The 25,300-nt window shown below is 57.3% G+C and carries 22 protein-coding genes and 1 pseudogene; 10 read left to right on the top strand and 13 right to left on the bottom strand.

Annotated elements, in window-relative coordinates:
- Positions 1-7: 7 nt before the first annotated feature.
- Entirely contained in the window at positions 8-1,378 is a 1,371-nt protein-coding gene (locus LBF07_RS14095; protein WP_094935512.1) for an NAD-dependent succinate-semialdehyde dehydrogenase, read from the bottom strand.
- Positions 1,379-1,529: 151 nt separating this feature from the next.
- Here LBF07_RS14095 and LBF07_RS14090 point away from each other — a divergent pair, with 151 nt between their 5' ends.
- Together LBF07_RS14090 and LBF07_RS14085 are read left to right on the top strand one after the other, a co-directional pair.
- On the top strand, positions 1,530-2,273 hold the full coding sequence (locus LBF07_RS14090; protein ID WP_048976422.1) for an AraC family transcriptional regulator: 744 nt from the start codon (positions 1,530-1,532) through the stop codon (positions 2,271-2,273).
- Between the two features lie 47 nt (positions 2,274-2,320).
- Entirely contained in the window at positions 2,321-2,959 is a 639-nt protein-coding gene (locus LBF07_RS14085; protein ID WP_094935513.1) for a LysE family translocator, read from the top strand.
- A 30-nt stretch (positions 2,960-2,989) separates the two neighbouring features.
- On the opposite strand, the gene LBF07_RS14080 is transcribed toward LBF07_RS14085, so the two are convergent.
- Together LBF07_RS14080 and LBF07_RS14075 are read right to left on the bottom strand one after the other, a co-directional pair.
- Positions 2,990-3,292 carry a BrnA antitoxin family protein gene (locus LBF07_RS14080; RefSeq protein ID WP_033144548.1) on the bottom strand — a complete coding sequence of 101 codons (303 nt, stop codon included), beginning with the start codon at positions 3,290-3,292 and terminating at the stop codon, positions 2,990-2,992.
- Positions 3,279-3,566 (bottom strand): BrnT family toxin, encoded by a 288-nt coding sequence (locus LBF07_RS14075; protein WP_010427219.1) that lies wholly within the window; start codon positions 3,564-3,566, stop codon positions 3,279-3,281. The genes LBF07_RS14080 and LBF07_RS14075 overlap by 14 nt, the downstream gene beginning before the upstream one ends.
- Before the next feature lie 170 nt (positions 3,567-3,736).
- Here LBF07_RS14075 and LBF07_RS14070 point away from each other — a divergent pair, with 170 nt between their 5' ends.
- Entirely contained in the window at positions 3,737-5,008 is a 1,272-nt protein-coding gene (locus LBF07_RS14070; protein WP_094935514.1) for a DUF445 domain-containing protein, read from the top strand.
- Here the strand turns inward: LBF07_RS14070 and LBF07_RS14065 are convergent.
- From LBF07_RS14065 to LBF07_RS14040, 7 genes and pseudogenes are all read right to left on the bottom strand, one after another.
- Complete coding sequence (locus LBF07_RS14065; RefSeq protein ID WP_023310256.1) at positions 5,005-6,081, bottom strand: DUF2955 domain-containing protein; 1,077 nt, start codon at positions 6,079-6,081, stop codon at positions 5,005-5,007. The genes LBF07_RS14070 and LBF07_RS14065 overlap by 4 nt on opposite strands.
- Positions 6,082-6,085: 4 nt before the next feature.
- Positions 6,086-7,153 carry an HlyD family secretion protein gene (locus LBF07_RS14060; RefSeq protein WP_094935515.1) on the bottom strand — a complete coding sequence of 356 codons (1,068 nt, stop codon included), beginning with the start codon at positions 7,151-7,153 and terminating at the stop codon, positions 6,086-6,088.
- A complete protein-coding gene (locus LBF07_RS14055) occupies positions 7,150-7,620 on the bottom strand; it encodes a MarR family winged helix-turn-helix transcriptional regulator (RefSeq protein WP_094935516.1) in 471 nt (156 codons plus the stop codon). Before LBF07_RS14055 ends, LBF07_RS14060 begins: the two co-directional genes overlap by 4 nt.
- Before the next feature lie 150 nt (positions 7,621-7,770).
- Positions 7,771-8,466: a helix-turn-helix transcriptional regulator gene (locus tag LBF07_RS14050; protein WP_094935517.1), complete on the bottom strand. Its 696-nt coding sequence runs from the start codon at positions 8,464-8,466 to the stop codon at positions 7,771-7,773.
- A pseudogene (locus LBF07_RS24735) lies at positions 8,441-8,530 on the bottom strand (amino acid-binding protein); the annotation flags it as partial. The pseudogene LBF07_RS24735 and the gene LBF07_RS14050, both read right to left, overlap by 26 nt.
- A gap of 4 nt (positions 8,531-8,534) precedes the next feature.
- Positions 8,535-8,858 (bottom strand): antibiotic biosynthesis monooxygenase, encoded by a 324-nt coding sequence (locus LBF07_RS14045; RefSeq protein WP_033144543.1) that lies wholly within the window; start codon positions 8,856-8,858, stop codon positions 8,535-8,537.
- Between the two features lie 152 nt (positions 8,859-9,010).
- The gene (locus tag LBF07_RS14040) at positions 9,011-10,426 is read right to left on the bottom strand and encodes an aldehyde dehydrogenase family protein (protein ID WP_094935518.1); all 1,416 of its coding nucleotides are present in this window, start codon (positions 10,424-10,426) and stop codon (positions 9,011-9,013) included.
- A 100-nt stretch (positions 10,427-10,526) separates the two neighbouring features.
- Here LBF07_RS14040 and LBF07_RS14035 point away from each other — a divergent pair, with 100 nt between their 5' ends.
- Positions 10,527-11,429, top strand: a complete 903-nt coding sequence (locus LBF07_RS14035) for a LysR family transcriptional regulator (RefSeq protein WP_045888817.1) — start codon at positions 10,527-10,529, stop codon at positions 11,427-11,429.
- Here the strand turns inward: LBF07_RS14035 and LBF07_RS14030 are convergent.
- Positions 11,416-11,895, bottom strand: a complete 480-nt coding sequence (locus LBF07_RS14030; RefSeq protein WP_014882392.1) for a carboxymuconolactone decarboxylase family protein — start codon at positions 11,893-11,895, stop codon at positions 11,416-11,418. The genes LBF07_RS14035 and LBF07_RS14030 overlap by 14 nt on opposite strands.
- A gap of 102 nt (positions 11,896-11,997) precedes the next feature.
- Between LBF07_RS14030 and LBF07_RS14025 the strand changes: the two genes are divergently transcribed.
- Positions 11,998-13,386 (top strand): PLP-dependent aminotransferase family protein, encoded by a 1,389-nt coding sequence (locus LBF07_RS14025; protein WP_094935519.1) that lies wholly within the window; start codon positions 11,998-12,000, stop codon positions 13,384-13,386.
- 86 nt (positions 13,387-13,472) lie between these two features.
- On the opposite strand, the gene LBF07_RS14020 is transcribed toward LBF07_RS14025, so the two are convergent.
- Positions 13,473-13,634, bottom strand: coding sequence for a DUF1127 domain-containing protein (locus tag LBF07_RS14020; protein WP_032642726.1), 162 nt, complete (start codon positions 13,632-13,634; stop codon positions 13,473-13,475).
- Between the two features lie 176 nt (positions 13,635-13,810).
- Between LBF07_RS14020 and LBF07_RS14015 the strand changes: the two genes are divergently transcribed.
- A complete protein-coding gene (locus LBF07_RS14015; RefSeq protein WP_033144539.1) occupies positions 13,811-15,226 on the top strand; it encodes a PLP-dependent aminotransferase family protein in 1,416 nt (471 codons plus the stop codon).
- 99 nt (positions 15,227-15,325) lie between these two features.
- On the opposite strand, the gene LBF07_RS14010 is transcribed toward LBF07_RS14015, so the two are convergent.
- A complete protein-coding gene (locus LBF07_RS14010) occupies positions 15,326-16,447 on the bottom strand; it encodes a cupin domain-containing protein (protein WP_094935520.1) in 1,122 nt (373 codons plus the stop codon).
- 332 nt (positions 16,448-16,779) lie between these two features.
- Here LBF07_RS14010 and LBF07_RS14005 point away from each other — a divergent pair, with 332 nt between their 5' ends.
- The 4 genes from LBF07_RS14005 (at position 16,780) to LBF07_RS13990 (ending at position 25,295) form a co-directional block, all read left to right on the top strand.
- Positions 16,780-18,000, top strand: coding sequence for a VWA domain-containing protein (locus tag LBF07_RS14005; protein WP_033144537.1), 1,221 nt, complete (start codon positions 16,780-16,782; stop codon positions 17,998-18,000).
- A 249-nt stretch (positions 18,001-18,249) separates the two neighbouring features.
- A complete protein-coding gene (locus LBF07_RS14000) occupies positions 18,250-19,623 on the top strand; it encodes an SrfA family protein (protein ID WP_224435043.1) in 1,374 nt (457 codons plus the stop codon).
- The gene (locus LBF07_RS13995; protein WP_033144535.1) at positions 19,624-22,629 is read left to right on the top strand and encodes a virulence factor SrfB; all 3,006 of its coding nucleotides are present in this window, start codon (positions 19,624-19,626) and stop codon (positions 22,627-22,629) included.
- Entirely contained in the window at positions 22,629-25,295 is a 2,667-nt protein-coding gene (locus LBF07_RS13990; RefSeq protein ID WP_033144534.1) for a putative virulence factor, read from the top strand. Before LBF07_RS13995 ends, LBF07_RS13990 begins: the two co-directional genes overlap by 1 nt.
- The last annotated feature ends 5 nt before the right edge of the window (positions 25,296-25,300 follow it).

Here is a 25,300-nt window from a genome sequence, read left to right as displayed (position 1 = left end):
TGACCTCTTACTTATGCACCACCACCAGCTTCTGGTTCACAAACTCTTTGATCCCCAGATCCGACAGCTCGCGCCCGTAGCCGGAGCGCTTCACGCCGCCGAACGGCAGCTCTGGCGCGGTATCGGTGAGCCAGTTGATGTACACCATCCCGGTCTCAATCCGCGACGCCATTTTCTTCGCGCGCTCGATATTCTGGCTGAATACCGCCCCGCCCAGGCCGTAGTGGGAGTCGTTCGCCAGCGCGACCGCCTCGTCGTCGTTTTTCACCACGTACATCTGCGCCACCGGGCCGAAGAACTCTTCGAAATACGCCGGGTTATCGCGGGAGATATTCGTCAGGATCGTCGGTTCGAAGAAACTCCCGTCGCGCTGCGCCGGTTTGCCGCCATAGTGCAGCGTGGCGCCGTTTTTCACCGCCTCGTTAACCTGTCTGGTCAGCGTTTCGAGCGCATCTTTAGACGACAGCGGCCCCAGCGTGGTGCTTTCGTCCAGCGGATCGCCAATCTTCACCTGCTTAAACGCCTCGGTGAATTTGCTCAGGAAGGCCTCTGCAATCTTTTCATGCAGGATAAAGCGCTTCGCCGCGGTACAGACCTGCCCGGCGTTGTTGAGCCGCGCGTTAACGCCAATTTTCACGGCCTTCTCAAGGTCTGCATCGTCCAGCACCACGAACACGTCGTTACCGCCCAGCTCCAGCGTGGATTTCTTAATGTGCTTCGCCGCCTGCGCGGCCACCGCGCTGCCGGCCTTTTCGGAGCCGGTTAATGCGGCGCCCTGCACGCGATCGTCAGCAATGATATTCGCCACCTGCTCGGACGAGATAAACAGGTTGGTCCACGCCCCTTCCGGCGCACCCGCCTCGCGCACCAGATGGGCAAAGGTCTCGGCGCAGTGCGGCACGATGCTGGCATGTTTGGCGATGACGGGGTTACCCGCCGCCAGGTTTGGCGCCAGGACGCGCATCAGCTGGTAGTACGGGAAGTTCCACGGCTCAACGGCCATCAGCACGCCGATGGGGTGATGCTCCACCCAGGCTTCACCGAGCTCAGAGTCGTACTTCTCCGGGGCCAGGAACCGCTTCGCGTTGTCGGCGTAGTAGCGGGCGATCTGCGCGCACAGCTTCACCTCGCCGCGGCTCTGTTCGATGAGCTTACCCATCTCCTGGCTGGCGATTTTCGCCAGATCCTCCACACGCTCGTCGATCAGATCGGCAAGCTTATGCAGCACCGGCAGGCGCTGGCTGATGTCGCCTTTCGCCCAGTCCGAATGATAAAGCGCATCGGCCGCGCTGAGCGCCGCTTCGATATCCGCGTCGGTATGTGAGGGGTATTCTTTGATGAGCTGGTTAGTGGCAGGATTTACTGTCTGATAAGCCATGTCGAATCTCCTTGTTTTACCGCTTAGGGTATTAAGGGTAGTCAACATGACTGGCTATGGACGTAAAGTTGGGTATATCCGGAAGGTTCTTAATGAAGCGCTGCCGGACGGTTCGCTGACGTGGTATAAAAAATCTTCAGAAGGAGCGCCCATGACCGATACCCGACATATCCGCCAGACTTTTCACCGCGCCTCAGGCCTTGAGCTGCGCAGCACCTGGCAGAGTACGCAGGCGTACAAACGCCACAGTCACCCTCAGCTCTCCATCGGAGCGATTGTGGAGGGCCAAACCTGCTGCGTGTGTCATGACAGAGAGTTCATCCTTAACCCCGGGGACCTCATCGCGATCCCGGCCGGTGTGCCGCACAGCTGTAACCCCGTCGCCGGGCAACCGCGCAGCTACCATATGCTCTACATCGACACAGGGCTTCCGCTGGCGCTACAGGTGATTCGTAGCCCAACCCTGTTTGCCCATTACCTGGACGTTGTTGAGACCCTGTCTCCGGCATCACTGGAAACGCTGCTTTCTTCCCTTCCCCGCGCCGCGGATAACGCTGACGCGCTTCGCGCAACCAGCCAGCAGGTTCAGCAGGCATTCCTTTCCGATCTCGCCTGCCCGCCTTCCCTCGACGAGCTTGCCCAACGCTTCTCGCTGCGCAAGGAGACGCTGATCCGCACCTTCAGGCAGGACACCGGCCTGACGCCGGGCAGTTTTCTCAACATCTCCCGCGTGGAGTACGCCAAGGTGCGGCTGCGTGCCGGGGACGATATTGCCGACGTCGGCTACCAGAGCGGCTTTGCCGACCAGAGCCATTTTCATAAGACCTTCGTCAGCTATACCGCCGCCACGCCGCGCCAGTACGCCACCGGCCGATCAATATCAGACAATAAATAGGTTCTGCAGCGCCGTACTCTGACCTCGGATTGTTAAATGAGGTCGCTATGGAACTGTTCTTCCCTTCCGCTTTTCTCGCCCTGGCGCTGGCGCACTTTGTCGCCCTGCTAAGCCCGGGCCCGGATTTCTTCCTGCTCGTGGGCTATGCCGCGCGCTATCGGCTACGCGGCAGCGCCGGACTGTGCCTCGGCATCGCCGCGGGCAACGCGCTTTATATTCTTCTGGTGATTATTGGCTGGAGCGCGCTGCGCCAGTTTACGTGGCTGTTTACCCTTATCGAACTTTGCGGGGCGCTGTACCTGCTGTGGGTCGGCTCGCATCTGATTCGCAGCCGCCAGCAGGCGCTGGCGCTGAATGAAACCCACCAGCGCTTCCCTTCGCTGCGCAAGCAGATCCTGCTGGGGCTCGGTTCGGCGCTGCTAAACCCGAAGAACGCGCTGTTCTATCTGGCGCTGATGACGGCCTTGCTGGGGCCGGACGTCACGCTGCTTCAGCAGGCGACCTGCGGCGTCTGGATGGTAATGGTGGTGCTGGCGTGGGATGTCGCGCTGGTGTCGCTGATGGGGCTATCGGCGGTACAACAGAAGCTCAGCCGTTCGCTGTGGTGGATTGAGCGCACGGCGGGGGTGGTGCTGATGGGATTTGGCGGGTGGGTGCTGTGGCGGCTACTGGAAAATATACGCTGAGATAGCGGGCAGCCTGACGCCGCCCGTTGCTTATTTTTTGTTTTGATCGCGCAGCATAGCTTCACGCAAAATGGCATTGAGCCTCGTCTGGTAACCTTTTCCAGGCCGTTTAAGCCACTCCATCACGTCAGCGTCGATACGTACAGACGCCTGAGTTTTGAGTGGCCGATAGAACTTCCCTCGCACCGCCCCTGACCACTGTTCATCTCCCGTGGCAGGGATATCGCTGTAATCAATCTCTGCTTCCGATTTTTCGGCTAGTGCTTTGAGCTCAGCCTCACGGCGAGCACTCATCTCAGGCGCACTACCGCGTTTATGTTTAACCATGCTCATAACGGCTCCTCTCTTTACGGTCCGCCTTTCGTGCGCTAATGATTCGAATGACTTCGTCACCACTTTCAAAACGTACCGTGTGTGCGACCATAATGACAATTAGACCATGTACAAGGCCAATGGTCTGCCAACGGAACTCTCCATTTTCATGACGATCCTGCAAAGATAAATGGTAAGGATCGTCAAACACCAGAACAGCTTCTTCAAAGCGGATCCCATGCTTAATGAGATTGCTTTTCGCTTTGTTGGTATCCCATTCAAACTCCGTTGGCATAGTGTACCCTTCCCTTATTGTATATACAAAAAAGCATATACAAAACGTTCGTAAATTGAACCGGTCGACATCGTTCAATTTCAATATCTGAAGGCGCATTCCAGAAGCTGAAACGCGGAGGTCCTTCTCCTTCTTTGCACTTTCCCCCCGCTTCCCTCTATCCTTAACCCATGGAAAAAATAGCTGAACTCAAACGCGCCAAGCTGCTGGCGCTGTCGCTGCTGCTGGTTGCCGCCGCGGCGTTTATCACCACCCTGTTCCTGCCGCAGACCTTCTGGGTGCGCGGCGTGAAGGCCATTGCCGAGGCGGCGATGGTCGGCGCGCTGGCAGACTGGTTTGCCGTGGTTGCGCTGTTCCGCCGGGTGCCCATTCCGTTTATCTCGCGCCATACGGCGATTATCCCGCGCAATAAAGACCGGATCGGCGACAATCTCGGCCAGTTTGTGCAGGAGAAGTTTCTTGATACCCAGTCGCTGGTGGCACTCATCCGCCGCTATGAACCTGCCCAGATGATCGGCGCCTGGTTCAGCAAACCGGACAACGCCCAGCGCGTCGGGCTGCATTTGATGCAGGTGATGAGCGGTTTTCTCGAACTCACCGACGATGGACGCATTCAGCGCCTGCTCAAACGGGCGGTGCATAAGGCCATCGACAAGGTCGATTTCACCGAAACCAGCGCCGTGATGCTGGAGAGCATGACCAAAAACAACCGCCACCAGGTGCTGCTGGATGCGATCATCAACCGTCTGATTACCCTGATTCAGCGGGAGAGCACGCGGGACTTTATTGCCGATCAGATTGTCCACTGGCTGAAGACCGAACACCCGCGCAAAGCGATGGTGCTGCCCACCGAGTGGCTGGGCGATCAAAGCGCGGAGATGGTGTCGAACGCGGTGAACGCGCTGCTGGACGATATCAGCCACGACCGCACGCACCAGATCCGCCAGGCGTTCGACCGCGCCACGCTGAAGCTTATCGACAACCTGAAAAACGATCCGGAAATGGCGGCGAAAGCCGACAACATCAAGCACTACCTGAAAAACGATGAGGCGTTTAACCGCTATCTGGGAGAGATGTGGGCCGACCTGCGCCAGTGGCTGAAAGCGGATATGCAAAGCGAGGATTCGCGGGTGAAGCAGCGCATCGCCAACGCCGGGCTGTGGTTTGGCGAAACGCTGTCTAACGACACCAGCCTGCGGGCGTCGCTGAACGAACATCTGGAGCAGGCCGCGCACCGCCTCGCGCCGGATTTCGCGGCGTTCCTGACGCGCCACATCAGCGACACGGTCAAAAGCTGGGACGCCAAAGACATGTCCCGCCAGATTGAGCTTAACATCGGTAAAGATCTGCAGTTCATCCGCGTCAACGGCACGCTGGTGGGCGGGACGATTGGCCTGATCCTGTTTTTACTCTCGCAGCTGCCTGCCGTGCTGGGACATTAATCTACCTTGGGCGGCGCGATGACGTAGCGCGTCGCCTCGAAGCGGTTGAGGATCAGGTGCACCAGAAAGACCATCGTCAGCGTTGCGACCAGCGAAAAGGTAACGGAGGTGATGCGGTAGAGATCGCTGAACACCAGGTCAGTGTCCGGGTGCATGTTCTGCCCGAACATAATGCCGATGGTCGTGATGCTGGAGAACCCCACGCCCGCGCCCACCTTTTCCATCACGTGCAGACGCGCGCCAAACGCCAGCCCGAGGCCAATCAGCGGCATCATCAGCAGCATATGGCTGCTGTGATCGTAGAGGATCAGCTGCACCACCAGAATATAGAGACAGCCCAGCACCACGCCGACCACGCGCCAGATCGAGCTCATCACCGAACCGCGGTAGTGCATGGGGAACAGGATCAAAATCCCCGCCATCAGCGCCGAAAGCGAATCGCTTAAGTCGCTAATCTGAAACACCACGAATATCAGCGTCGCGACGGTGCCGGAGAGCAGCGACTCGTGGCGCACGCGGGCATCGTCTTTCTCAATCAGCGGCGGCGGCCTGCGGGGCTCCACGTCCGGCAGGAGATAGTTCATCAGCGCGCTCAGGCACACCGCCATCACGCTCGCTTCGATGTTGGAAAACAGCAGCGTGTGCCAGCTGGTGGTGGGGTAGCTCATAAAGTTGAGCATCACGCTCTGGCACACCACGCCCATTGAGCCAAACAGGAACAGCGGCCCCTTGCTCATAAAGCGAAAACGCATCACGTACAGGGCAAACACCACCAGCGTCATGATGACCGGCCATTGCGACAGATAGCCGATGATGAAGATCATTTCGACGCAGTTTAGCGCGGCGCTGAAGATAAACTGCTTCGCCACGTGGCGGTTAAACACCGGCACCAGCGACAGCAGCATGATCGGATAGACCACAAAAAACACGCCGTAGCTGGTGTTGTAGAAGCTGGAGATGCTCAGCGCAATCATCCCGGCAAAGACGATGCGCAGGGTCTGGCGAAAGTCGTTTGCCGTATAGACGATGTTGCCGTGCGGGGTAAACACCCGCGCCAGGGTGCTAATAGACATCGAACTAATAAACATAGTGCAGCAGGCTCACCAGATGGATCTGCATTCCGGAGAAGAAGCGCGCAAACGGCCCCTCGCTGTTGTAGAGCTGCACGGTGGCGCGCGCGCCGGTCGGCAGATGCTTCGGCAATTCTTCGTCCAGCGCGACGTGAATACGCATGCGTTGGGCATCGCGCACCCAGCGGTTGGAGGTTTCCGGCTCGGAGAGTTGACCGTTCACGGCCTCCTGACCTGCCAGTATCCCCGCGTCGCTGCTGGTCACGTGGGCGCGGAAAACGTGCCCCGGGAAGGCGTCGAACACCACGGCGGCGTCGGTGCCCTGATGGGTGTGGCGCAGGCTTTTTTCGCGAAAATCGGCGACGATATCGGTCTGGTTGTTCACCAGCGCCAGCGCGGCTGAACCCGAGGAAGCGTAAAAGCCCGGGCTTAACTGCAGGTTACTGACCGTGCCGTCCGCCTGGGCATAGACCTTCGTCCAGCCGAGGTTAAGTTCCGCCTCATCCAGCGCGTTACGGTATTTTTGCAGCGTCACGTTGCGATGCTCGTCCCGCTCGCCGCGCTGAATGCGCAGGTTATGGATATTGGCCTGAATGGAGCTGACGGACTGCTCGCTGCTCTGCCAGGTGGTGCGAACCTTATCCAGATCCGCCTGCGAGACGTTCTGCAGGGTGCTCAGCTTCTGGTAGCGATCGAAGGTCACTTTATCGTTACGCGCGGTCAGCACGGCGGTTTTCAGGCTGGCCTGCGCGGCAGCGATCTGCGCATCCAGCTGGTCGTTGGAAAGGCGTGCCTGCTCAAGCGCGATTTGCGCCGCTTCCACTTTATTGCGAAACGGCGTGTCGTCGAGCTCAAACAGCAGATCGCCTTTCTTCACCTGGCTGTTGTTGTGGACATGTACCGCCGCCACGTAGCCGGAGACGCGCGGAGAAACCGGCGTCACCACGCGCATCACGGTGGAGTCCGGCGTCAGCGGGATCCAGAGATCCGCGACGATAAAGTAGACAAACATCAGCAGGAAAGAGGCAATACTCACCCTTACCCAGCGGGCAAACTTTTGTTCAGGGGTCATTATTTTTCGGTCTTGTTATCTTCTTCGCGGATTATCCGCAAATTGCAGGCGAATTGATTCAGGGTGGCGCTGAAAATGTCGATATGTTCCGGCGCGATGTTTTGCGATACGCGCGCCTGATAGGTCTCAATCACCCGAGTGAGCCTTTGTAATAGGGCTTTTCCCTCAGGCGTCAGCGTCAGAAGCCGGATGCGCTTGTCATAAGGCGATACGGAGCGCAGCAGGTAACCCTGCTTTTCCAGCTGTGTCAGGGTGCGCATCAGCGGCGGCAGTTCAATGCCCTGCACCTCCGCCAGCTCACTCACGGAGACGTTATCCCCGAGCTGATGAAGCTGCATCATCACCGTCCAGCTCGACTGGGTTAACCCGGTATCGAGAATGGCGTCGTCGATTACCGCACGCCACTGGCGCACGATCATCGCCATCCGCATGCCCATCGGCCTGCGGCTAAACAGTTCTTCTTCGCTCATGGGGAAACCTCTCGTCACACGCGGTCAAGATAATAGTTATCAGGGTAAGTATCAAGAAACGAGAGGCGAAAGAGCAGGAATTGCGAAAAAGATATTCTCCCTCTCCCCGTGGGAGAGGGCTGGGGTGAGGGCACCAGCCCGCAGCAGAGTTTAGCGGCTAAAAAGTCTCCTGACGGCACTTTTCCCCGAAACCGTCACCACCACCTCCCTGTACCCCGCCACCCGCTGGATCCACCCTTTGCTTTCCAGATGAATGAGCAGCGCCGCGCCCGCCTCACCGCCCAGATGAAACCGCCGCTCGCTCCAGTCCAGACAGGCGCAGCAGGCCTTGCGACGTGTATTGGGATTTAACGGAATACCAAGCTTCAGAAACTGCTCCCGGCCATACGGCGTGAGCGCTGAACCGTCTGCCTCCAGCCAGCCTTCCGCCTGCATAAAATCGTAGATTTGCACCGCAACCCTTCCGGCAAGATGGTCGTAGCAGGTTCGGGCCTCGCGCATGGCTTTCGGCGCGCTTGTTTCCGGCGGGGTGATGCGGCTCCAGGAGAGCCCCATCATCTGCTCCACCAGCGCCGCCACGTCGTGCCCCGCCAGACGATAATAGCGGTGCCGCCCCTGCGACAGGCAGGTAACCAATTGCCCTTCCACCAGCCGGGCAAGATGCCCGCTGGCGGTCGACGGCGCAACGTCTGCCGCCGCGCTCAACTCGGTAGCGGTCCACGCCCGCCCGTCCATCAGCGCGCACAGCATCTTTACACGCGACGGATCGGCCATTGCGGCAGCCACCGCGGCAATGGCCTGTTCCAGCGCCGCGCTGTTATCAGGAGGTAGGCTCGTTTTTAACATGTGTCGCCCAGGGTTCGGTGATCTCTGCGGCCAGCTTATCATCATCCGTCAGCAGAATAAGGTGAACGTCATACATCCGCGTGCCCTCCGGTTTCGGAACTATACTCCCGCACCAGCTGCGCCACCCGAATGCGGTAGTACGCGAAAATCGACTCCCGCCCTTCGGCCTGCGCGGCCTGATGAAAGACGTTCTGCTTCCAGCGGCGGACGGCCTCTTCGTCGCGCCACCAGGAAAGGGACAGGATTTTGCCGTCGGTCGTCAGGCTCTGAAAACGTTCGATATCAATGAAGCCGTCGATGTCCGCCAGCAGAGGTTTGAGTTCGGCAGCGAGCTGTAGGTAGCGCGCCTGATGGGCGGGCGCGGCTTTGGCTTCGAAAATGACTGCAATCATGATGGTCTCTCCGTAGTGATGTTGGGGAGAGAATGCAGGGTAGAGAGGAACGATGCTTCGGCAAAGAGCGAAGTGTTGTGCCGGATGGCGCTGCGCTTATCCGGCCTGTGGGCTCCTGTAGGCCCGGTAAGCGCAGCGCCACCGGGCAGGTTTTAGCTCAGAATCGACCTCGGCTCCATAAACGCCCGAATTCCCCACTCGCCCATCTCGCGCCCCACGCCGGAGTGCTTAAACCCGCCGAACGGCGCTTTCGGCTCATGGGCAAGGGTATTCACCAGCACGCGACCGGAAACAATCTGCTGCGCCACGCGTCGCGCGCGGTTCGCATCGCCGCCCAGCACCATCGCGCTCAGTCCGTAGTCGGTATCATTGGCAATCGCGATCGCCTCCCCCTCGTCACGATAAGGGATCGCGCACAGCACCGGGCCGAAAATCTCATCACGGGCGACCGTCATCTGGTTGTTCACGTCGGCAAACAGCGTAGGGCGCACAAACCAGCCGTCTCGCGTGCCGTCCGGTCTCCCTTCACCACCCGCCAGCAGGCGCGCCCCATCTTCGATTCCTTTACGGATATAGCCCTGCACCCGCTGCCACTGCTTTTCGCTGACCATCGGGCCGACGTCCGTCGCGCTATCGCGCGGATCGCCCGATTTCACCGCCGCCACGGCCTGCGCCAATGCGGCTTCGATCTCCGCCTTGCGCGCCTGCGGCACCAGAATGCGCGTTCCGGCCACGCACGCCTGCCCGCTGTTCATAAATCCGGCCTGAATCACCAGCGGGATCGCCTGCGCCAGATCCACATCATCCAGCAGGATCGTCGGCGATTTACCGCCTAACTCCAGGGTAACGCGCTTAAAGCTCTCCGCCGCGTTGCGCAGGATCGCCTTGCCGGTATTCGTCGAGCCGGTAAACGAGATTTTTGCCACGTCGGGATGACGGCTGATGGTTTCACCGACGGTTTCGCCGCGTCCGGTGACGATGTTAAACACGCCCGGCGGCAGCGCGGCATCGCGCAGCGCTTCGGTGACAATCCGGGTTTGCAGGGCGCTCATTTCGCTCGGCTTGATGACTGCCGTACAGCCCGCAGCCAGCGCGGCCGCCAGCTTGCCGCAGATAAACCCCGCGTCGCTGTTCCACGGCGTGATGAGCCCGGCCACGCCAAGCGGCGTCATCTGCACCGTCGCTGCGCCTGCGGGGGTGATAAATTCAAACGCCTCCAGCGCCTCGATGGCCTGAGCAATCACCTCCGCCGGATAGCTGGCCATCCACGCCGAGCGCGAGGCGGGCGCGCCGTACTCTTCAATGACCGCTTCCAGCAGATCGTCGTGACGGGCGGCCACGGCGGCGTGCATACGTTTTAGCGCCGCGAGGCGTTCCTGTTTAGTGGTCTGCGACCACGCCGGAAACGCCGCTTTCGCCGCCGCAACGGCGCGCTCCGCGTCAACCTCGTCCGCCAGACGAACCTGGCCGATGACCTGCGCCGTCGCCGGGTTGTACAAATCAAACCACTCGTTGCCGTGCGGGGTAACAAATTCGCCGTTAATAAAGATCTGTTCGATGGTGTGCATATAAACCTCCTCAGGCTGTGTGAGCACAGTCTGTCACGGCTTCTCCATTCCGATAATCCACGCTATGCTGCAAGGGTTGTTTCGATTTTCAGGATAATCTATGCATCGTTCAGGTCTGACAGAGCTGGAAGTGGTGATGGCGGTCGTGCGACGCGGCAGCTTTCGCGCCGCCGCGCAGGAGCTGGGCATGTCAGCCACGGCGGTAAGCAACGCCATCGCCGGGCTGGAGAGCCGCCTTGATACCCGCCTCTTTAACCGCACCACCCGCAGCGTGGCGCTCACCGACGCCGGACAGCGCTATGTGGCGCGTATCGGCCCGGCCCTGCAGGAGATCCGTCTCGCCAGCGAGGAGATCCACAGCGACACCGGGGAACCCGCCGGCACGCTGCGTCTGAACGTGCCGAACCATATCGGCACCCTGTTTCTGGACCAGCTGCTGATCGACTTTATGATCCGCTACCCGAAGATGCGCGTAGAGACCGTCAGCGAAGCGCGAATGATCGACATCGTCGCGGAAGGCTACGACGCGGGGATCCGCCTTGAAGAGTCCGTGCCGCAGGACATGATCGCCGTGCCGCTGACCGGAGAGATCCGCCAGCTGGTTACCGCCACGCCGGACTATTTTGCCCGTCACGGCATTCCACAGACGCCGGACGATCTGCTTTCACATCAAGGGATCGGCATGCGCATGGCCCACGGCGGGATCTACCGCTGGGAGCTGGCGCGTCGGGGGGAAACGTACGCCCTTTCCGTCCCCCCGCGCTTTGCGACGTCCGATCTTTTTGCCTCGATCCGCGCCGTAAAAGCGGGATTAGGGGTGGGATTTTTGCCGGAACTGTATATCCGGGAAGAGCTGGAGCGTGGAGAACTGGTGAGCGTCTTAAACGACTGGGCGCAGCCCTTTGCCGGACTGCGCCTTTACTACCCCGGCCATCGCCACGTCCCGCCAGGCCTGCGGGCGCTGGTGGCGACGATCCGCGAGCGCGGGATTATTCCAGGTTAGCCTTGTTCAGCCCGTAAGCCGCGTCCAGCGAGCCCGGCGCCATGCGGGAGGTGATCCCCAGACGGTTCCAGGCGTTGATCGCCACGATGGCGAAGTTCAGCTCTGAAATCTCCACGTCCGAGAAGTGCTCCGCCACGCTGCGGTACAGCGCGTCGCTCACGCCGTGAACGCCAATCTGGGTCAGCGCTTCGGTGAAGGCCAGCGCGGCTTTCTCGCGGGCGCTGAACAGCGGGGACTCGCGCCAGGCCGCCAGATGGTACAGGCGCAGCTCGCGCTCGCCGGCAATTTTGGCCTCTTTCGAGTGCATATCCAGGCAGAAGGTACAGCCGTTCAGCTGCGACACGCGAATGTCGATCAGGTGCTTAAGCGCCGGGTCGATGGAGGTTTTTGCCACCTCCATGCTCAGGGCGGACAGGGCGTTGGCGAGGGCGGGTGTAACTTTGTGGTGGTTAACGCGAGTGCTCATTGTCTTTCCTCTTTTTTGTGCGGCATATGTCATGCGATGCGGCAAATCTACGCCGTTCATGACATAGTAAAAAGATACAAAACGCGTGAAATGAGGTAGGACATGAAGCCAGGCTATCACGAGATTTATTCCCGCTATCGCGACAACATCACGCGCGGCGTGCTGAAGCCGGGCGATAAGGTGCCTGCCATCCGCGTGCTGGCGGAAGAGCTGAAGGTGGCGCGTAAAACCGTCGAAACGGCGTATGCCATTCTGACGGGGGAAGGGTATCTGGTGAGCCAGGGGGCGCGCGGCACGCGGGTCAACCCGGATCTGCTGTTGCCGGATAAGAGTGCCCCTGCGGAACAGCCCACCGGCACGCTTCCGGCCTCGCTCATCAGCCAGCGCGAGCGGGCCGGGTTTCTGCGCCCCGGCATTCCCGCCCTCGACAGCTTTCCGTATAAAAAATGGCTGCTGCTGGCGGGCCAGGCAACGCGCGCCATGCGTCAGGAGGAGATGCTCAATCCGCCCGTTCTGGGCTGGTATCCGCTGCGCCAGGCCATCGCCAGCTATCTTAATATTTCACGCGGGCTGTCCTGCAGCGCCGAACAGGTGCTGATCACCAGCGGCTACAGCGGCAGCCTGCGGCTGATCCTCGACACCCTCGCCAGCCGCAGCGACAAGGTGGTGTTTGAGGATCCGGGCTACTTTATGGGCCAGCAGCTGCTCAAGCGGATCGTGCCGCGCCTGCACACGGTGCCGGTCGACCATTCAGGTATCGACACGGACTACCTGCTCCGTCACCATCGCGATGCCCGTTTTGCCATCGTCACCCCGTCGCACCAGAGCCCGCTGGCGGTCACGCTATCGCTGCCGCGCAAGCAGCAGCTGCTCGACTGGGCCAGCCAGAACGAGGCGTGGATCATCGAAGACGATTACGACGGGGAGTTTCACTACACCCGCAAGGTGCTGCCGTCGCTGAAAAGTCTCGATCGGCACGATCGGGTGATTTTTATGGGCACCTTCAGTAAAACCATCATGCCGTCGCTGCGCATGGGCTACGTGGTGATGCCCGCCAGCACCGTCGGGGCCTTTACCGACTGCGCGGACATTACCACCAGCGGCCAGCCGGTGCTGACGCAAAAGATCCTCACCGCGTTTCTCAACGAAGGGCATTTCTTCCGTCACCTGAAAAAGATGCGCGCCCTGTATCAGACCCGCCGCGACTGGATGATTGCCGCCCTGCGCGAGGTGTATGGCGATCTGTTTTTCACCGAGCAAAACGACGGCGGGATGCATATCGTGGCGTTCCTGACCAGAGGAAGCGGTGACCGGGAGATCGCCCGTTGCTGGCAGGAACAGCAGCTGCAGGTGAATGCGCTGTCGGAGTGGTATCACGGGTCGGGCAAACGCTACGGTCTGGTGATGGGCTATAACAACGTGCGGTCGTATCAGGAGGCGGTGGATTTGCTGGAAAGGCCGAAGCGGCAGACGCTTGCGCTGTTGAGCTGAAAATCGCCCGGTGGCGCTACGCTTACCGGGCCTACGGGATCGAGTAGGCCGGGTAAGGCGCAGCCGCCACCCGGCGATGACGTGTCTCACACATCATGCCGCGACAACCCCACATCCTTGAGCTGCTCGTCGCTCATCTGGCTCAGGATGCGGCGGGTACGGTTGATGCGATACCAGTTGCAGATCGTTTTGCCGATCCAGACAAACACGACGAACGGACGTTTTGAACGGTTCTCATAGAATTCCATGATGCTCTCCTCACTGTACCAGTGGGGTTATCATCCTGGAAATCGGCCTGTGCAATACAGACTCAAAAACAGCTTTTGTTTAACATACAGATCCGCTAAAACAGTATCTGCATGCCAATTTTTACGGCAATCTGTACTGGTTTTGTAATCTGTATGGTGAAAACAAAGGATACAGCATGACGCGCTATCAACATCTGGCCAACCTTCTGGCAGAACGTATTGAACAAGGGCTGTATCGCAGCGGCGAACGTCTGCCGTCGGTGCGCACGCTGAGCCAGGAGCACGGCGTGAGCATCAGCACCATACAGCAGGCCTATCAGATCCTCGAAAATCTCCAGCTGATCACCCCTCAGCCGCGCTCCGGCTATTTTGTCTCGCAGCGCAAGGCCCAGCCGCCGGTTCCGGCCATGACGCGCCCGGTGCAGCGCCCCGTGGACGTCACCCAGTGGGATGAGGTGATGATGCTGCTGGACGCCCGCGCCGACAAAGAGATGATCTCCTTCGGCGGCGGCTCGCCGGATATTAACCAGCCGAGCCTGAAGCCCCTGTGGCGCGAGATGAGCCGCATCGCGCAGCATAATCCTGCCGAGATGCTGAGCTATGACGTGCTCGACGGCCGCCTGGAGCTGCGCGAGCAGATCGCCCGCCTGATGCTGGACGGCGGCTCCACCGTAGCGGCGAACGAGATTGTCATCACCAACGGCTGCCACGGCGCGCTGTCGATTGCCCTGCTCTCGGTGTGCAAGCCGGGGGATATCGTGGCGGTGGAGTCGCCGTCGTTTCACGGCACCATGCAGATGCTGCGCGGGTTTGACATCAAGGCGATTGAAATTCCTACCGATCCCGAGACCGGGATCAGCATAGAGGCGTTAGAGCTGGCGCTGGAGCAGTGGCCGATCAAGGCCGTGATTCTGGTGCCCAACTGCAATAACCCGCTCGGGTTTATCATGCCGGAAGCGCGGAAAAAGCAGGTCTTAGCCCTGGCCCAGCGGCACGATATCGTGATTGTCGAGGACGATATTTACGGCGAGCTGGCGGCGGAGTACCCGCGCCCGCGCACCATTCATTCGATGGATATCGACGGCCGCGTGATCCTCTGCAGCTCGTTTACCAAAACCGTGGCGCCGGGCCTGCGCGTCGGCTGGATTGTGCCGGGGCGCTATTACGACCGGGTGATGCACATGAAATACGCCGCGGGCGGGTTTAACGTGCCGGGCACGCAGATGGCGGTGGCGGCGTTTATTCGCGACGGCCATTACCATCGCCACGTGCGTCGTATGCGCCAGATTTATCAGCAGAATATGGAAACCTACACCTGCTGGGTGCGGCAGTATTTTCCGGCAGAGATTTGCGTCACGCGCCCGCAGGGCAGCTTCCTGCTGTGGATTGAGCTGCCGGAAAAGGTCGACATGGTGTGCGTCAGCAAGCAGCTGTGTCGGCTGAAGATCCAGGCCGCGGCCGGATCGCTGTTTTCCGCCTCCGGGAAGTACCGCAACTGTCTGCGGATCAACGTGGCGCTGCCGCCGACGGAGAAGAATCGCGAGGCGCTGAAGAAGATGGGTGAAGCGATTGTGATTGCAATGGAGGAGTAGTGCGGCCTGATGCCCTCACCCCGCCCCTCTCCCAAAGGGAGAGGGAGAAAACCGATCCTGTAGGCCCGGTAAGCGCAGCGCCACCGGGCAACAGGCAGGTTACTCGTCGAAGTACCAGTATCCCTGGTTAATCAGCCCGGTGAGCTCTTCAACAAACGCCGGGTTATTCAGCGCATCGCCCAGCTCGGCCTGGCCGAGTTCGGTGTAGCGGCACAGCGCATCCGCCGCTTTCGCGTCTACCGTCTCCAGCTGTTCGCTGTTGATAAAGAAGCTGCCGTTGACGTTCAGCACGCGGAGGCCGCTCAGGCGAGACAGCGTTTCGCCGCCCTGCAGCGCGTCCAGCACCTCTTCCGGCGCGTACGGCGGCTCAGCGGCGGCGATATCCAGCTCGTGGCGCGGCGTGGAGACAAAGCTGCCGAACCATTTTGTGAAATCATCCGGCTTGCTAATCATGTCGAACATCATCTGGCGAATGCGATCGAGCTCGTACTGCTCCACGCGGCCGGGGTGTTCGCGACAGGTCAGATCCGGATCGCTGTAGTGCTCGCCGCCCAGATCGTTTTCCAGCGCATAATCGGCGAAGCTGCTGATCAGATCGCGACCGTTCGGCCCGCGGAAACCGACGGAGTAGTTGAGCGCCGTCTCATGGGTAAAGCCGTCGTGCGGGAATCCAGGCGGGATGTAGAGGATATCGCCCGGGGCCAGATCTTCGTCGATGATCGGCTCAAACGGATCGACATGCAGCAGCGCCGGATGCGGGCAGAACTGACGCATCGGCAGCTTATCGCCCACGCGCCAGCGGCGACTGCCCATCCCCTGAATAATAAACACGTCGTATTGATCGATATGCGGACCCACGCCGCCACCCGGCACGGAGAAGGAGATCATCAGGTCATCCAGACGCCAGTCCGGCAGGACGCAAAACGGACGCACCAGCTCAGCTGCGGGCATATGCCAGTGGTTCACCGCCTGCGCCAGCAGCGACCAGCCGGTTTCACCCAGATCGTCAAAGTGCTCAAACGGACCATTGCTGGCCTGCCATTTGCCGTTGAAATGGCTCACCAGACGGCTATCGACTTCCGGCTCCATCGCCAGCCCTGCCAGCTCGTCCGGGGTGATCGGGTCGACAAAATTCGGGAAGGCATTTTTCAGCACTACGGGTTGTTTTTGCCAGTATTTCTCAAGAAATTCCGGCCAGTTCAGGTTCAGTTGATACGCCATGGGTAGCACCAGTGAGAGGGGAAACAGGCGCGATTATGGTGGAGAGCGTGGAGGGCTGCTTTGTCGTGGGTCAAGCGCAGATGATTTGCCTGCCACGCGCGTGTTGGCAATGATTAAACCTGGTCATTAGGTGAAGTGGTATTAAAGTAAAACTTAAATGATAATTTTTCCTGAACCTTTTCCCCCGTCCGACGTTTACTTTTACTCAAGGCATCTTACCTCTTAAAACTGGTAGTTTTTTAATTTTAAGAACAAGATTAGCATTAGAGATTGTCATTCTTTATATTTAGCTCTAAGCTATTTTCTTTTGCATACTTGGCTCATTAAAGGCAATGATTAGAATCACAAGGACTGTTGAAAGCGAACATTGCTTACAAGAATATATTTCAACGTTTTCTGCCTTAAATAATCTTATTGACCGACACCTTTCTAAAACTTATCTCAATCTTTTTGCCCGCCCTCAGCAAGCTGAAGATGGTGCGGTTGAATGGTATAGCGAAATAAATGGCAAACCCCAACGCTTTAACGCTTTAAACGTCGTTGAGCGAGACAAAATCGCCATACTCCTCTCACAAAAGCTGGCGGCACTCACTCAACTTCATCAAACACTCTCGACTAGCGCGCAGACTTCTCCCGAAACACTGCAGTTACTGGCAAAAATAGCCAGACAGCCCTCACCAGAAAGAATATGGATCGTTGACGGTCAGCCTGTGATTACAGGCTGGGACATCATGCCTGAAACTAAGTTGCCGGCAGAACCGCTGGCTAAAAAGCGTGGGTGGTTATGGCTGGGGCTTTTAGCACTGGCTCTGCTTCTGGCTCTTGTTCTCCTGCGCGGCTGCTGGCCGACTGTCAAAGTAGCCACTCCTGCCGTTTCTCCCGTCCAGCCAGCCCCTGAGCATCAGGTCAAAATGCTCTGCCCGGCACAGCGGACAAAACAGCAGGCACCTGAAATGGTTATTATTTTTGATGCTTCTGGCTCTATGGCCATGAGCATGGATGCCACACCAGAAGAGATAATGCGGTGGATGCAGGATAAACCTGTACCCGGTATCGATCGTGAACCTCGTCGCATTACGCTCGCGCATCAATCCGCTAAACACATTATCGATGACGTGCCAAATGACATGGACATTAGCCTTATTGCCGCAGCTAATTGCCACCAGGTGAACGCAACTCCGGCTTTCCTGCCGGAACAACGCGCTGAGCTAAAAAAGTTAATTGATAAAATCCAGCCGGTGGGTAAAACCGCTCTGGCAGAGGCGTTAGAAGAGGCGGGGAAACGAGTTAATGGCGTTGACCGTGATGCCATAATTCTACTGGTGACGGACGGGGAAGAGACATGCGGAGGCTCGCCTTGCGATGTCGCGCTTGAGCTAAAAAAACGTAAGCCCCGATTACAGGTCAATGTTGTCGATATCATGAATACCGGCGCCGGAAACTGTATTGCCAGCAATACAGGTGGAAAGGTATTTGCTGTCAATAATACGCAGGAGTTTAATAAGATGATGAACAACGCCGTGAAGGAATATATACCGCAGGGTTGTGATTAACACATTAGAGAAAATGAATACATTGCCAGAAATATAGTTTCACAGCGAAACTTTTTTTGCGGCAATCGGATATGCGCACGTCCCAATAATAAGTTTAGTTTAGGTCTAAACGTTTTCGGCCATTTGCCGATAATACTCAATATTTTGTTGCCATAAACAATTGACGCAGATTACCCGGCGTATTTGCGGCGTCCTTTTCCACAGTGGAACTTGCTTTCACTTGTTCGTTTACCAGCAAAGGCATGCAGCGTGAAAGAAATTTTTCTATGCAGTGACAAGCTCGATAAATATCAGTCGATGGGTGAGAATGGACAGGCAGTATATATTTCCGCATTACAGCTGCGTGAAACCCTACGACTTAGAAAACAAACGGCGGTTGCTGACACTTTAGCCATCCCGCAAATCAGCGAGCATGGCGATCGAATCGACTGGTATGCCCCGCTGGCCGGTGACGTTATTCCATGGACGGCCGCAACGGAAGCTGAGCGCCAGGCCGCGCTCGCGCAACTCGAAACCACCCATGCAGCGTTTCGCCAGATAAGTAATGAATTTGCCCAAAGCCAGCAGCCGGAACGCCGGCTCTTTGGGAAATTACTTGAAAAAGCGATGCAATTCCCCGATCAGCAGCACGTGTGGCTGGTAGGTGGAAAGCCGGTCATCAGTTTTTGGGGATTTGTGAACGCCACTAACCAGGCCCGCATCGAGCCGTTAGACTGTTTGCGTCCCATATCTACAGCCTTGCCTCCGCAATCAGCCAGTATTGAACCGGTGATACCAGAACGCACTTTCACGCATCAAAGGCACGCCAAAAGACGCTGGTGGTTGCTCTTACCCGCATGGTTGCGTTGGCTACTGCCGCTACTTCTGTTACTCCTTTTAGCGTTACTGTTCTTACGGGGTTGCATGCCAGGCATAACGATCCCTGGTATTTCATCTTCCGTACCCGCTTTGCCCGCGCCCCACCTTCCAACAGCCGAATCTCTTGCGCCGTCGTCAAGGGCCATCATCAGCACAACAACGTCTAAGGCGAACCTGCATTCGACAACGGGCAGTGAGATTTTAAGCACCACGGGCACTTCACTCACAACGTCACAAGAGCAATCAGCATTACAAACGCCGTCACAAAGCGCAGCAGCAACGGCATCTGCTGTGGATCCTGCGTCAGCCACGAATAGCCCTCATCCCGGCGGAACAGCACCTGCTCTCGAAGCGCCATCGGCCAATACCTCAACTGGCGCTAAAGTCCCGTTGACCCTGCCCGCATCTTCACTGGCCCAAGGAAACACCCGTTTTCTGAACGGGAACTGGCACGCAGGGGCTGGTATTCAGGATCAACGCACAGGAAAGCCCCTTAGTCTGAGTTACCAAATCAATGACGGTAAGGGCGAAGTACAGATGATCCGTGGCGACGGTGTGACCTGTCGTGGCGCGGTCAACGCGGCCATTCAGTCAGGTCATCTCGCCATTAACAATCAGGGAGAAGCACAGTGCTCCGATGGCTCACGCTACCAAATGCCAGAAATTCTGTGTGCTCCCGGCGCGCAAAACATTGCGGATTGCAAAGGCCGTTACGACGCCAAAACACTTTTCCCTATTTCGATGAAGCAGGAGGCAAGTCAGTAAATGCTCGCTGAACTCACTGATTTTAAAAAACAGGTCAAACTTATTCGCGACAGCGGGATCCAGTTCCTTGATTTCGCCTTTACCCTGCCAACGCGTAAAGAATATGGGGAATTTCTTCGTCAACAGGGCGACGAGGCTATTATGCGGCTTATCTATAATGAGAGGGAAGATAAGCTGCAGATCCCTCAGCCTGACAGCGAACCTCCTCGCTACGCAGACTCCGACTACACATTGACGACCGAAGAGTCGCTACGCCTCTATCGCGGCCTCTGGTTACCGCTGCCATTTTTCCGCTTCAACCCGCCACGAGCCTTTGCTCACGGGCCGTATAACTGGTCACGCGTCCAGTTCCATGAGCTGCCTGAGCCGGATGAAAAGGGCAATACCTGGCGCGCTACTCTGATTTTTGATACCAAAATTTTCCCGGATCGCGAGAATACGCAGTATCTCGCACCGGGCGAGGATGATATCCGTTCAGGGGCGGGATTTGCTCTGGCACGCCATCCTCACGAGATGGGGGAGTTTCTCTCACTGCCATGGGTGAATGAATGGCTACGGGAAATTTTCAGTACTCAGGCTCGCGAAGTATTACGCCAACATATTGATGACATTGATGAACAACTACTGCAGAAGGAACATCAGGCGCATTATCTTAACCTGCTGCATGTCCTGGCGACGACGATTGTCGTTCCTGAAGTACAGGTCAACGACGTAAAAATCCGGGACTCAGCGATACCTGTAGATCTCGTGCTGGACATTGGTAACTCACGTAGCTGCGGCATCCTGATCGAAGAACATCGTGACGACAATAAAGGGCTTTCTCAACTTTATCAGCTTCAGCTCCGAGATTTGAGCCAACCGCAATTTGTTTATAACGAGCCTTTTGACAGCCGTCTCGAGTTTGCCCAGGCCGAATTCGGCAAGCAGGATTTCTCGCTAAAAAGCGGGCGCAGCGATGCCTTCACATGGCCAACCATTGGACGCGTCGGCGGAGAAGCCTTCAGAATGGCGGCTCAACGCCTGGGTACCGAGGGCTCAACAGGGATCTCCAGCCCTAAACGCTACCTCTGGGACGATCAACCCTATTCACCGGGATGGCGCTTTAGCCAGGCCTTCGTGAAAAGTGACAGAGAGCCGTTAGCCACTGCAGCACCGCTGCTGTATATGATCAACGATCAGGGGAAATTGCTCATTCGCCTGAAAAATGAAGAAGACCGTATGCCCGTCTTCACGCCGGTATACAGTCGTAGCTCGCTGATGACGATGATGTTGTCAGAGGTATTAAGCCAGGCTCTCATGCAAATCAACAGCCCTTCACAGCGGCTGAAGATGAACCACGCCAGCACACCGCGTCGTTTACGAAATGTCATTATGACTGTCCCTCCGGCGATGCCAAAGCCTGAGCGCGCTATCTTTGAGGAGAGCATGCATGACGCTATCCGCATGGTCTGGAAAGCGCTCGGCTGGGAAGAGATGGATTATGAAGGCGATGACCCGCAGTGCTTGAAATACGCCCATCCAGGCGTACACGTGAAGTGGGACGAAGCCACCTGTGGGCAGTTGGTATATCTCTATAACGAAACGCAGAACTACTTTGGCGGTCGCACGGACGAATTTTTTGCAGCTACTCGCCGTCCCGATACTCAAAAGGACACCAGCGATACACGCTCATTAAAAATCGCGTCGATTGACATTGGCGGAGGAACGACCGATCTCGTCATTTCTCGCTACACGCTGGATGAAGGCCAGGGCATTAACGTCCGGATTACCCCGAAACAGCTTTTCCGTGAAGGGTTTAAGGTAGCAGGCGACGACATACTGCTGGATGTTATACGGCTTTTCCTCCAGCCAGCAGTAAAAGCGGCCATGACCAAAGTCGGCCACAGCGATCTTGCAGCCGAATCAATGATGTCACAACTGTTCGGTAGTGAATCGATCGAAGCCGGAAAACAGGTATTACGTCAGCAGCTTACATTGCAGATCTTCGCGCCTCTGGCGTTATCTATTTTGCATCGCTATGAAGAGTACTCCCCGGAAAATGGTCGGGAGATACTGAATTACACTTTCCGTGAGCTACTTGCCGATAATCTTCCAACCGAGAAAGTACAGGATTACGTCAACGACGTTGCCCGTTCCGGACAGCTTGCGAGCGAAGTACCGTTCTCCATTCTGGATGTACCGCTGGAGTTGGATCTTGCGCGTCTGCACAATGAATTTATCGACCCTCGCAGCGGGCGAATGAACATTTGCCACAGCCTGCGCGCGTTGTGCGAAGTGCTTTGGCACTACAACTGCGATGTATTACTTTTAACCGGTCGTCCATCCCGCCTGCCGGGAATTCAAGCGCTCATTCGCCAGCTTCAACCTGTTCCCCCTTCTCGCGTGCTGCCACTCCACGGTTATGAAACCGGTGGCTGGTATCCGTTTAACAAGAAAGGATGCATTGACGATCCGAAATCGACAGCCGTTGTGGGGGCGATGCTGTGCCTGTTAGCGGAGAAATCCAGGCTCAACAACTTCTTCTTCCGCACTGCGAACTTTAAGCCTTATTCAACCATCCGCTATGTCGGGATGCTTGATGGAAACAATGTGATTAAAGACAGCAATGTCGCCTATCGCGACGTTGATTTGGACTCCGCTGATTTCCAGTTACCGGAAGGGAAAGGCTTTGAAGCACGGGGGGAAGTGCGTATCGGTTTCCGCCAGCTTGATAACGAACGCTGGCCATCGACCGCACTTTACACCCTAAAAATTACCAGTGCGAACCTGGCAAGCGAGCTGTCGGGTGATGCTGTAATAAGCATCGGTTTAACCGCAGAACAGGGACGTGGACGTAGTAGCGAAGAACCGGTCAGTCCGGAGCGCTTCCAGATTGGCTCGATGGAAATGAAAAACGCACAGCGCGGTTATGGTCGTAGAGATGTTGCATTCCAGTTGAACACAATGGTCGGTAATGGGCTGAGTGAAACCCATTACTGGCTGGATAGCGGGAGTATTAAAAGCTAATGAGCACTATTCATCCCAACACCATTATCCAGGGCTGGAATGGCGTCGAACAAGGTGCAGGCCGGGCCATTGACTGGATCGCAAGCGTTCGTCAGGACGCGCCGCGCCTGAACACTGAAGCCGATCGCCTGACCATGAACTTGCGCCGCAGCCGTAACAAAGCACGCAGATTGGCGCAGGCCGCAGCGAAACCGATGACAATCGGCTTCTTTGGCTTGTCGCAGGCAGGCAAATCGTATCTCATTTCCGCGCTGGCTGCGGGTGAAAACGGAAAGCTGGAAACACGCCTCGGCGGCAATCAGCTCGATTTTTTGACCCACATCAACCCGCCTGGCGGCGGCAAAGAGGCGACGGGTCTTGTTACCCGGTTTAGCCGCAGTGCTCAGAGCTCAGACGACCGCTGGCCTGTCACGTTACAGCTCTTCAACGAAGTGGAAATGGGGAAGATCCTCGCCAACGCATTCATCCATGACTTCAACCAGGAAAAATTTGACTGGCAGTTCGATGAAAAACGCATCAGCGATCTGTTAACGTCCCTGTCGAAACGACGCCTGACCTCCCGCAGCCCTGGCGTGACCGAAGATGACGTAGTTTCTTTTTGGGATTACCTCATCCGCCATGCTGAGAAAACGCAAAGCCGTTTTGCCCTGACCTACTGGCCACAGGCAGTAAGCCTCGCACCATGGCTTTCTGTTGAAGATCGCGGCCAGCTTTTCTCCGTTTTATGGGGCGAAGTACCAGAACTAACCAATGCCTATATCCGTTTTGCCAACACGCTACAGCGTCTCGGTGGAGTGCAGGAGCTGCGTGCCCCGCTGAGCACGCTGGTTCGTAACGAAAACGGCCTGCTTATCCAGCGGGATAGCATCATGAACGTCGATATGCTGGAGCGGCTGAATACCCCGTCGGATCAGACTATTGAAGTCTGTCCTGTGGTAAATGGGCAAACGGGTGCGTCTATTTCGCTATCGCTGGCAGAGCTCACTGCGCTTACCGTTGAATTGCATATCCCGCTAATGGCTCCGCCTCGCGAAACAATCTTCGAAGCCGTCGACTTGCTTGATTTCCCGGGTTATCGCGGCCGTCTGGCGGTGGAGTCCATGAGTGATGTCACTCGCGAGGTTAAAAATGCAGAGAGCAACCCGCTAGCGCAGTTAATTTTGCGCGGAAAAGTGGCCTATCTTTTTGAACGTTACACCGAAAACCAGGAGATGAATGTCCTGGTGGTGTGTACGGCCTCAACAAAACAGTCTGATGTCAAAGAAGTGGGCGGTGTTCTGGACGAGTGGATCCGTTACACCCAGGGCGCCGATGCCGACGCGCGTGGTCGTCGCTTACCTGGCCTAGTCTGGGCATTAACCATGTTTGATCTGCGCATTAGCCAAAACCTTTCCCATGACGAAGCACTTCTTCGCCAGTCCTGGGGGCTTGGCGGGATGATCAAAATGGCGATGACCGAGCGTTTTGGCCAGTACAAATGGATGCAGGAATGGAGCCAGGGTCAAGCGTTCAATAACACGTTCCTGGTACGCAAACCGCGCCAGCAAACGCCCTTTATCCGCATGAACGCCGGTAGTGAAGCGGCTTTCAACGACGACAATGGCGGGCAGCTCGCACTGATGCGGAAAACCTTCCTTGAAGATGAAGCTGTCGCTCGCTACATCGCGAACCCTGCTGAAGCCTGGGATGCGATGCTCACCCTCAACGACGGTGGTATGCGCCGAATGGCCGATTATCTGGCCCGCGTCGCCCGCCCTGAACTGAAACTGGAGCGGATCGCAGAACAGCTCGACGAGATCCGCCACGAACTGGTCGAAGGGGGACTGGGGAACTGGTACCAGCCGGACGGCGAAGAAGAGCTGTCCAGAAAATCCCGAATTGCGCAAGAGATCCTTGCCACCCTGAAAAAACGCAGCGGCATGCACGGCGAACTGCTGGCGCGGTTGGTTCCGGCACGCCGCGATCTCCATGCACTTTACATGCAGCAAACGACCCTGTCTGCGCCTGAAGCAGAAGAAGAAGATGCAGGATTCTTTGATATCGGTGTGGAAGATGCTTTCGAAAGCAGCGCAACTGCGGTGACGACGCACAGCCATGAGATCGCTTTCGCGCACCAGAGCGTTCAGCTCTGGATTAACCATCTGCGCGGCCTGCCTGAAACCGCCGCCATGCTCAACTACATCAGTCTTCCGCGCCCGATTGCCGAAGCGCTGGTAGACGAATTGATCACGGGGTTATTGCGTTCACGTGTCGAGGACGCGCTGGTCAATGCAATGAAAAATACCGAGCAGGCTGGCGTTCGTCGCGAACGTATGGTCGAGCGTCAGGTTTCACGCGTGCTTCACGTGATGAGCGATTTCATCACCTGGCTGGGCTATCAAAATATGCCGGAATCGAAACGCCCGGCCCGTCTCAACCAGCCCGAACAGCCGATCTTTACCCGTCCACCAACGTGCGACAGCGTGGTCTGGAAAGGTGATGAACGCCTGGCACGCCTGACGCCGCAACAGCTGAACTACAGTGCCTTCTTTATCATCGACTGGCTGGTTGGCCTGGAAGCACTCATTACCGAAAACGCAGGTCATTCTGCCGGACGCGAGATTAGCGTCGCGCAGAACGAAAATCTGGGCGTCATTCTCCGCCAGATTAAATTGGCAAAGGAGTAACTGGA

This window comes from Enterobacter cloacae complex sp. ECL352 (genome assembly GCF_020149545.1).
GTDB classification, from domain to species: Bacteria; Pseudomonadota; Gammaproteobacteria; order Enterobacterales; family Enterobacteriaceae; genus Enterobacter; species Enterobacter asburiae_B.
This window is presented reverse-complemented; position numbering and strand designations above follow the sequence as displayed.